The sequence below is a fragment of the Candidatus Poriferisodalis sp. genome (assembly GCF_965203655.1).
Lineage (GTDB): Bacteria > Actinomycetota > Acidimicrobiia > Acidimicrobiales > Poriferisodalaceae > Poriferisodalis.
Map to the genome: position 1 here is coordinate 268,890 of NZ_CBDBDD010000003.1, position 8,042 is coordinate 276,931.

General features: G+C 66.0%; 5 protein-coding genes. 1 reads left to right on the forward strand and 4 read right to left on the reverse strand.

Going from position 1 to position 8,042, the window contains the following annotated elements:
- Complete coding sequence (locus tag ACOGW9_RS02715) at positions 1-2,937, forward strand: DUF499 domain-containing protein (RefSeq protein WP_419855063.1); 2,937 nt, start codon at positions 1-3, stop codon at positions 2,935-2,937.
- A 35-nt stretch (positions 2,938-2,972) separates the two neighbouring features.
- Here ACOGW9_RS02715 and ACOGW9_RS02720 read toward each other — a convergent pair whose 3' ends face one another.
- The 4 genes from ACOGW9_RS02720 to mtnA all read right to left on the reverse strand — a co-directional run.
- Complete coding sequence (locus ACOGW9_RS02720; RefSeq protein WP_419855064.1) at positions 2,973-4,100, reverse strand: macro domain-containing protein; 1,128 nt, start codon at positions 4,098-4,100, stop codon at positions 2,973-2,975.
- Positions 4,101-4,146: 46 nt separating this feature from the next.
- A complete protein-coding gene (locus ACOGW9_RS02725; RefSeq protein ID WP_419908123.1) occupies positions 4,147-4,746 on the reverse strand; it encodes a DUF4433 domain-containing protein in 600 nt (199 codons plus the stop codon).
- 82 nt (positions 4,747-4,828) lie between these two features.
- Positions 4,829-6,943: a bifunctional aldolase/short-chain dehydrogenase gene (locus ACOGW9_RS02730; RefSeq protein WP_419855066.1), complete on the reverse strand. Its 2,115-nt coding sequence runs from the start codon at positions 6,941-6,943 to the stop codon at positions 4,829-4,831.
- Between the two features lie 58 nt (positions 6,944-7,001).
- Positions 7,002-8,042: S-methyl-5-thioribose-1-phosphate isomerase (gene mtnA, locus ACOGW9_RS02735; protein ID WP_419908125.1), on the reverse strand; the 1,041-nt coding region annotated here is incomplete at its 5' end.

The window sequence follows — 8,042 nt, forward strand, 5'->3', positions numbered from 1 at the left end:
ATGAACGCGAGTACCCAAGCGCATCCGTGGTGGGAAACCGTCGCCTTGCGTCCAGAGGTCACGCGCAGCGATGGTGCGGTAGACGACGTGCAGATGTCACTGCACGACGCCGTGTTCGGCGTGGCTGGCATCGAGTCCAATCAGACGCCATACGCGTCACCGTCGTACTTCGGCGCGATTACTCACCCGACGGGTGACCTCGTCGAGCTCATGGCACGGGTTGCTGTGCGACTCGGTGTGGAGGGATCAACGCAGACAGCTGCCGTATGGCGACTCGACCAAGCGATGGGCGGGGGCAAGTCACATGGGTTGATCGGCCTCTGGCATCTCGCCGCTCATCCCACTGAGCTGGCACCGACCGATTTGGGCCGAGAGGTATTCGCATCGGCGCGAGAGATCGCCGGTGATGGCAACGTGCGACCCGACCTCGGCAGCCCGGTCTGCGTTGTGCTTGATTGCGACAACACCACTGCTGCGAGCGAAGACTTCGGCCCTGCGCAACTGCTCGGCGAGCGGTTCTTGTGGCGGCTCTTCGACAAGGACGGGCACCGCTACGACCAGTTCAAGGAGCACATCACCAGTAAGAAGCATCTAGCCGAGGCGCTGCGGAGTACCGGTCGGCCGGTGCTCATCCTGGTCGACGAGATCATGGACTACATCCGGCTGGCGGCGGCCAACGATCCCGACGGTGCACTGCGTGAGATGGCGTTCCTTCGGGCGTTGCTCGATGTCGTGAACGACGTGCCGAACTGTGTCGTCGTGGTGGTGATGATCGCGTCGGACCAAGACGACATGGCGTTGAACGAAGCGGGTGCCCAGTGCCAAACCGAACTGGAGGCGCTGCTGACCCGCAACGGCCGTACAACGGCGGTAACGGGCGGCGGCGACTTCGCTGAGATCATCCAACGGCGGCTGTTCGAACGCCTGCCGCCCCGTGCCGAGACCGACCACGTCGCGGACCGTTTCACCGAGCACATGCGAGGTCCGTGGGCGACCAAGGTGTTCGACAAGCTTGGCGGGCCGACAGGCGCCGCGTTTCGTGACGCCGTGGCCCGCTGCTTTCCGTTCCATCCCAGCCTGATTGCCCTCGCCGAGAACGAGTGGGCGCAGCATGCCGGTTTCCAGCGTGTCCGTTCCACCATCCGCCTCTTCGCGTCGACTGCCTATGAGCAGTCGCGTCGGGCTTCCGACGGCGAATGGGTTCCGGAACTGATCGATAGTGGCGACCTGCCCTTGCAGTCACATCAGGTACGCGACTCGCTGCTCAGTTCCGGTTTGGTGGCCGATCACCGGACCCTGTCGAACTTGCGCGAGGTCGCGAGCGTCGACATCGTTGATCAGCACAATCCGGACCGGGGTGTAGCACGTCGGCTAGACGCGCTTCGCACCGAGGGCTGGAGCAACGACAATCCGCGATCAGCGGAACGGATGGCTACAGCGCTGTTCGTCCGGTCGCTGTGTCCCCGAGCGAACGGTGCTCGGGGTGCGACCGAGGCGGAACTGCACGCTGCGTCGTTCGTGCCGGTCAGCGGCTACGGCGCTGGCGATGCCGAGGCGGTGGCTGTTGAGCTGCTGGAAACCGATGCGGGCATGGCCTCGGTGGACTCGATTGCGGGTCGAGGCAGCAGTCCTAAGCGGTGGGTCGTCGAGACTCGCAAGACGCTCGGGATGCTCACCAAAGCCGAGAAACAGGCGGTCAGCGAGGCCGACCGTGACCAGGCCGTCACGGAGCGCGCGTTTGCGCTGACGAGTTCGGGCCCCTTCGGTGACGTCGTTTCTGTCGATGGCGGCGATGTCCCTCCAGAGGGCGTTTCGTTTGCAGCGGCACGCGACGTGATCGGACAGGCCGGCATCGACCGGCAGCACCAGACGCGCCTGGTGATCCTGGACTCGCGCTGGTTCTCGCTGTTCAACGGCGACGACACGGTGACCCGCGAGGCAATCGCAGCCGCGATGGGCCGGGGTTCGTCGCCCATGAGCGTGCAGTGGGCATCGTCGGCTGTATTTGCAGTCGCCAACACGGCCACTCGGGCGCAGGCCCGAGGCCTCGCCTCGGAGTGGCTGGCCCGCAAGCGTGTGGCCGAGCTTCCTGCCGTCCAAGCCGACGACGACATGGCTGCCCAAGCGAAGCGGGACGCCGCCGAAGCGCTCAAGGCGCTCGATGCTCGGGTCAAGCTGTGTTACCGCCACATCGCATACCTCGCACCGAAGGGCGAGTTCGAACGGGAAGAGCGCTTCGTACGGCTCGCAACCGACAAGCAGGACGCCTTGAACGGAGCTCACGTGTGGGCATTGCTGCGCGACGAGAGCAAGGCGTTCGAAGTCGGTGAGTTCGGCTACAGCGCTCTGATGCACAACCTGCGCGACAGTGACTACGGCGTGCCACTCGCCGAGGTCCGCGACAGCTTCTGGTCGAACCCGCACAAGCCACTGCTGCCTACTGGAGCAGGTGAGCTGTCCGAGGCCATCTACGAAGCCGTCCGTCGCGGTGATGTCGAACTCATCGACGACGGCAACAACGTGTACACCGTTCACGACCGCGGCGACATCAATCTGGCCTCTCGTACCGTGCGCCTCCGGCGCGCGACGGTGCCCGAAGCCCCCAGTCCAGCACCCGAACCTGCCCCGCCCGATGTCGTCACCCCGGCGCAGCCTCAGCCCACCCCACCCACGCCGACTCCGCCACCGCCGCCAGCCCAGCACTGGCAGCTCTCGCTGACCGCCAACACGAGCCTCGGGCCGGAGGTAGACCGGGACAGCCTCGTCAACCTGTTGCGCGAGATCATCAACCGCATCGAAGACGGCTTCGAGAACAACGAGATCCAGCACATCACACAAAGCACTCAGATCACGCTCACGGCCGAGCCCGCCGATATCGAAACACTCCGCGCTCTAGCCCAAGACGCCGGCGTCACCATCGACGCCCGCCAGTTCTAGCTGCTTGTCAGATTCAGCCGGTGGCCTGCAGGTGCCTACGCTGCAGCGCTCTCGGTATCAGGAAAGTCGTCGTGCGCCGGGAGTGTCTCGCTGAATTCCGCGTCAAGCCAACCCAGCATGCTCAAACTGCGGATCGCGTCGGCAGCGTCCTCTTCGGCCAGAGGTGGGCGGCGTCGTGACTTCCAGCGCATGACCTGCGCCAGCACCTCGGCCTCAGTCGGCCGCCCGCCCTTGTCGTGAGCTAACAGAACGGCCGCGAAGTGCGCCGACGCGTAGGCTTCAGCCCGCTTTGTGTCGACGCGGAGCATGAGATCAGCCGTGCGCTCGATCGCTTCGATGTGCACTTCGATTTCATGCTGGCGGCGGCGTACCACATCGCGGTACGCGGCACCTGTGTGAACCTCGAACATTCGGCCCACCTTGGATTCCGCCAGAATTCCGTTGTTGATAAGCCTCGTCTGAATTGACTTGAGTCCGTTGGCGAACGGTCCGTAGCTTCGTTGCTCGAACTCAAGGCCAGTAGGAACACTTGCGACGGTCGCGAAGTACGCGAGCTTCTGAAACGAAGTTCGTCCGACAGGTGCCGCATAACGCTCTCGCTCTAGCTTGCGGATGATCACTGCCAGAGCCATCCAGGCTGCCGGAATGTTCGAATCGGGATCGGTCGCTGCTCCGCCACCGCCTTCCATCAGGAACTCCCTGGAGACCTGCTCGACGGGCGTGTCTTGGGGCGCGTAGAGAATCACCGGGATTGCCAACTCCTCGAGCCGGCGGTACAGCACGGGTCCCACAGTTGGCCAGTCGAGACCGCCCTGGCCACAGCCGAGAGGAGGCACTGCCATCGACGTGATGCCCCACTGCGTGAGATGGGATGCGAGGTAGTCGAGTCCCGCCTCAATGTCGCTGAGCCGTGACACAGATCGCCAATGGTCCTTAGTAGGGAAGTTGAGTATCCAAGGCTCGACGAGTGGTCTGAAGAGGTACGGTTCTCCAAGCCGCACCAAGCCTTCTCGGCATCGCTCGGCGTAGTCGCGGAACATCTCAGGAAACCGCTGCTTGAAGCCCAGCGCGACGCCTTTGCCCATTACGCCTACGCAATTGACCGTGTTGACGAGCGTCTGAGCATTGGCCGAGAGCACATCGCCTGTCGTGAGATGAATCACGCTGTCCCCCCGGCTGTGCTTCCTGCCTTGTTCGTGCCTACTCGCATCAACGAAAAAAGAGAGACTCCTTGACGATCGCGCGAACGTTCGCAACGCTAGCCGAGACTGAGGCAGCGATCCGGTCACTGGCGACGTAGACGCCCGAGATCATCGCAGCGTCGACGGATCTTGGCACAAGGATTTCAGCACACATCACCCGTCGGTGCTCTCGCTTCTCCAACGGATCTGCATGGTTCCAATTCTGGGCGAAGACGCGTTGACGCTCGATCGCAGCCAAGCCGCTGGACACCGAGCGGAACGCCGTCGGACCCGAGGCAGCGTTTCCGTCGGTCAGCACCACGTCGTCGTGGTCAAGTACCTGCGTCGAGACTGACAACACACACAGATGTTCTACGTCGTTACCGCCGTCGGTGACCCGATACAGCATCGGGTTGCGTGCATTGAGATACAGATTCACGTAGTCGTGTAACGGACGGCCGCCCGGCACCGTCGTCCTAGCACGTCGGCCTTGGACATCTTCGTTCGCGATTCGGGTCGGGTGGTGTCGTTGAGCGTGCCTATGGCTGAGGATGCCGTTCGCGAGAATTGACGGCAAGTTGTTCATATGGCAGATGTAGTGCAACTCGGTCAGGTCCGCGCGCTCCACGGCGCACCTCCACTTGCGGGCGTGCACTCCCCACGTTCGCGCGTCGCGTCGCGCACGTAGCGGATAGGAGGGGTCGGCCCGGCTAGATGACTCGGTCGCTGCCGCCGTCCTGGGGGATCTGGGCGCCGGTGGTGTGGGCGAACGCCGGGCCGCACATTTGGGCGATCAGCGCGCCGACGTCGGGTGACGCCAGTTCGCGGCCCAGCAGGTTGCGCCGCCGGTACTGCTCGGAGGTGAGCCCGTAGCTGGCAGCGCGCTGGGCGATGAGCTCGTCCGACCACAGCCCCGTGTCGAACACGCCGTCAGGATGCACGACGTTGACGGTGATGCCGTCGGGCGCCCATTCGAGCGCTGCCACACGGGCGAGCTGCGTCAGCGCTGCTTTCGATGCCGAGTAGGCCGCTGCGCCTTTGCCGGGTGCGGGCACGTTCTTCGAACCGACGATGACAACACGACCTCCGGCCGGCGAGTGCCGCACCACCCGATGAACCGCGGCGAGGGTGTTCGCCGCGCCGCTCACGTTGATGTCGAATGTCTGCTGCCATGCCGTGCCGAGGCCGGAGTCATCAACGAGCTCTTCCAGCGGCGCCGACGGGCCGAAGATGCCGGCCGCCGCTACCACGATGTCGATGCCGCCGAAGCGCTCGATTGCGCTGGCAACCGCTTCGGTCACCGCTCCGGCATCGGTGACGTCGGCCTCGATTCCGAGCCATGCCGAACCGTGCAGTGCTGACGGCCGGTCGCTGTCGCCGTCATCGTCGTGCGTGATGCCGATGTCGATATCGATGCCGACTATTGCCGCTCCGGCTGCGGCCAACGCCGCGGCTGCGGCCTGTCCGATGCCCGAAGCAGCACCCGTCACGAGCGCCACCTGGCCGGCCAAGCCAGCTGGCGCGCCGGCCCGCGCCAGCTTCGCCTGCTCGAGCTCCCAGTACTCCACGTCGAACAGGTCGGCTTCGCTGAGCGCGACGTAGCCCCCGAGAGCCTCTGCGGCGCTGATGACGTCGATCGTGTGCAGGTAGATGTCCGCAGCGATGTCGCAGTCGGCTGCGCGGCGGCCCGCGGTCCACAGCCCGAGTTCGGGATCGAGCACCACACGCGGTGCTGGGTCGAGCATCGTGAGCGAGGTCTGCGAACTGCCTTCCTCGTCGGATCTGTGATCGGATTGCGATGCGCCGTCGGCGTGACGCCCGCAGTTTCGCTCGAAGTACGCGCGGTAACCCTCGATGAAGGCATCCACGTCGCGGCCCACCATCGGGAACTGCTTGGTGCGAATGATGTGATCGGGCGTCGCCGGCCCTCGCTGTGCCACCGAAACCAGGTCGTTGCGGGCGCAGAACGCTGCTGCCCGCTCGTCATGCACGGCCCGCAGCAGCATCGGTACGCCCGCCGCGGCCGACATCTCTGCACGCAGCTCGGCCACCGTTTCGACTTGGTCCGCCGTCAGAGCCCCGGCGTCGGCGCTGCCCCACAGTTCTTGCAGCAGGCTGTCGTCGCCGGTCTCGCCGAACGATGTCACGCCCGCTTCTGCGAGGCACTGCTCGGCCTCGCTGATCCGGTCGATCATCGAGTCGTATGCCTGGCGCGTGGTCTCGCCGAAGGTGAAGATGCCGTGGTTGAGCAGGACCATCGCCTCGGTGCCGTCGTGGGCCTGCGCCTGCCATTCGTCCGCGCAGCGACGGGCCAGATCGAAACCGGGCATCACGTAGGGCACCACGACAGCCCGGTCGCCCCACAGCTCGCGCACCCGCCCGTCGCCGTCGGCGGTGTTGGTGAGTGCCAGCACGGCGTCGGCATGACTATGAAGCACCGAGCGGTGGGGCAGCAGCGCATGCAGGATCGCCTCCACCGACGGGTTCGGAGCGCTGGCGTCGAGCAGTTGGATCCGCAGCTGGTTCACCATCTCGGTGTCGCTCAGCTCCGCCAGCTCGGCCAGGCGCCGGACGGGCTCCAAGCGAAGCGGTGCGAAGCCGGGCGGTTCGATGGTCGCGAGATCCCAGCCGCTGCCCTTCACCCACAGCGTCGGGACCGGTTCGCCCCAGGCGTCGGTGCTGTGGCCCTTGATGGACGTGTTGCCGCCGCCGTGCAGCACCAGCGCTGGATCGGCGCCCACCACGCGCGAGCCGTAGGTGATCTCGCCGAGGTCACCCAGCTCGGCCCAGCGTGCCGCCTCAGCGTCGTCCCAGCGGTTCAGCACCGGCCTCTCCCCGGTTGGGCCGAGCCCAACGCCACCGGCGGATATTCGCTTGTGCCCTTCATTCGACTGACTCCCGCATGTCGTCTCCGGCTGCAGCCAGCGCCTGAGCAATGGACCGGTCGTACGGCGGTCGCAACACGCCGGCGTCGGTGATGATCGCCGTGATCAGGCGGGCGGGCGTCACGTCGAATGCGGGATTGATGGCGACGGCTTCCGTAGGGGTCAGACGCGTCCCTCCGGCGTGGTGCACCTCGTCGGGGTTCCGCTGCTCGATGGCAATGCACTCGCCCGATGGAAGCGCTGCGTCGATCGTGGTGGTCGGGGCGGCGACATAGAAGCCGATGCCAGCGTCCGCGGCAGCGAGCGCGTGCGCCAGCGTGCCGACCTTGTTGGCCGTGTCGCCGTTGGCAGCGATGCGATCCGCGCCCACGACTACCGCGTCCACCGCACCACCCGCGATCAGCGACGCCATCGCGGCATCGGCGACCACCGACACATCAATGCCCGCGTCGGCCAGTTCCCAGGCGGTGAGCCGTGCACCCTGCAGCAGCGGGCGGGTCTCGGCGGCCAGCACACGCACCGGTTCGCCCCCCGCGGCTTTCGCGTACACGACGCCCAGTGCCGTGCCCGTGCCCGCCGTGGCGAGCCGTCCTGCATTGCAGTGCGTCGCAATGACAGTGGCGTCGGCGAGCAGCTCGCGGCCGAACCGTCCGATCTCGGCGCACGCCCGAGCATCTTCCGCTCCGATGGCCAGGGCCTCATCCAGCAGCCGCCGGCGCAGCTCGGCAACGCTGCCTGCACTGCCGCTGTCGCCGGTGTTGCCCTGCTCACTGGCGCTGCCATCGCCCGTGTTGTCGCTCGAGCCGAACGAACCGGCGGCAGCCAGCGCGGCATCGATCGTGCGGTCCACTGCCCATCGCAGGTTGACCGCGGTCGGGCGGGCGTCGCCGATCTCGGTCCTGAAACGTTCCAGCACCGCACCGGCGTCACCCAGCGAACCGGGTTGCGCCTCGTCGAGGCCGACAACCAGCGCAAGCGCCCCGAAGGCCCCGAGGGCTGGCGCGCCCCGGATGGCAAGCCGCTCGATGGCATCCACGGC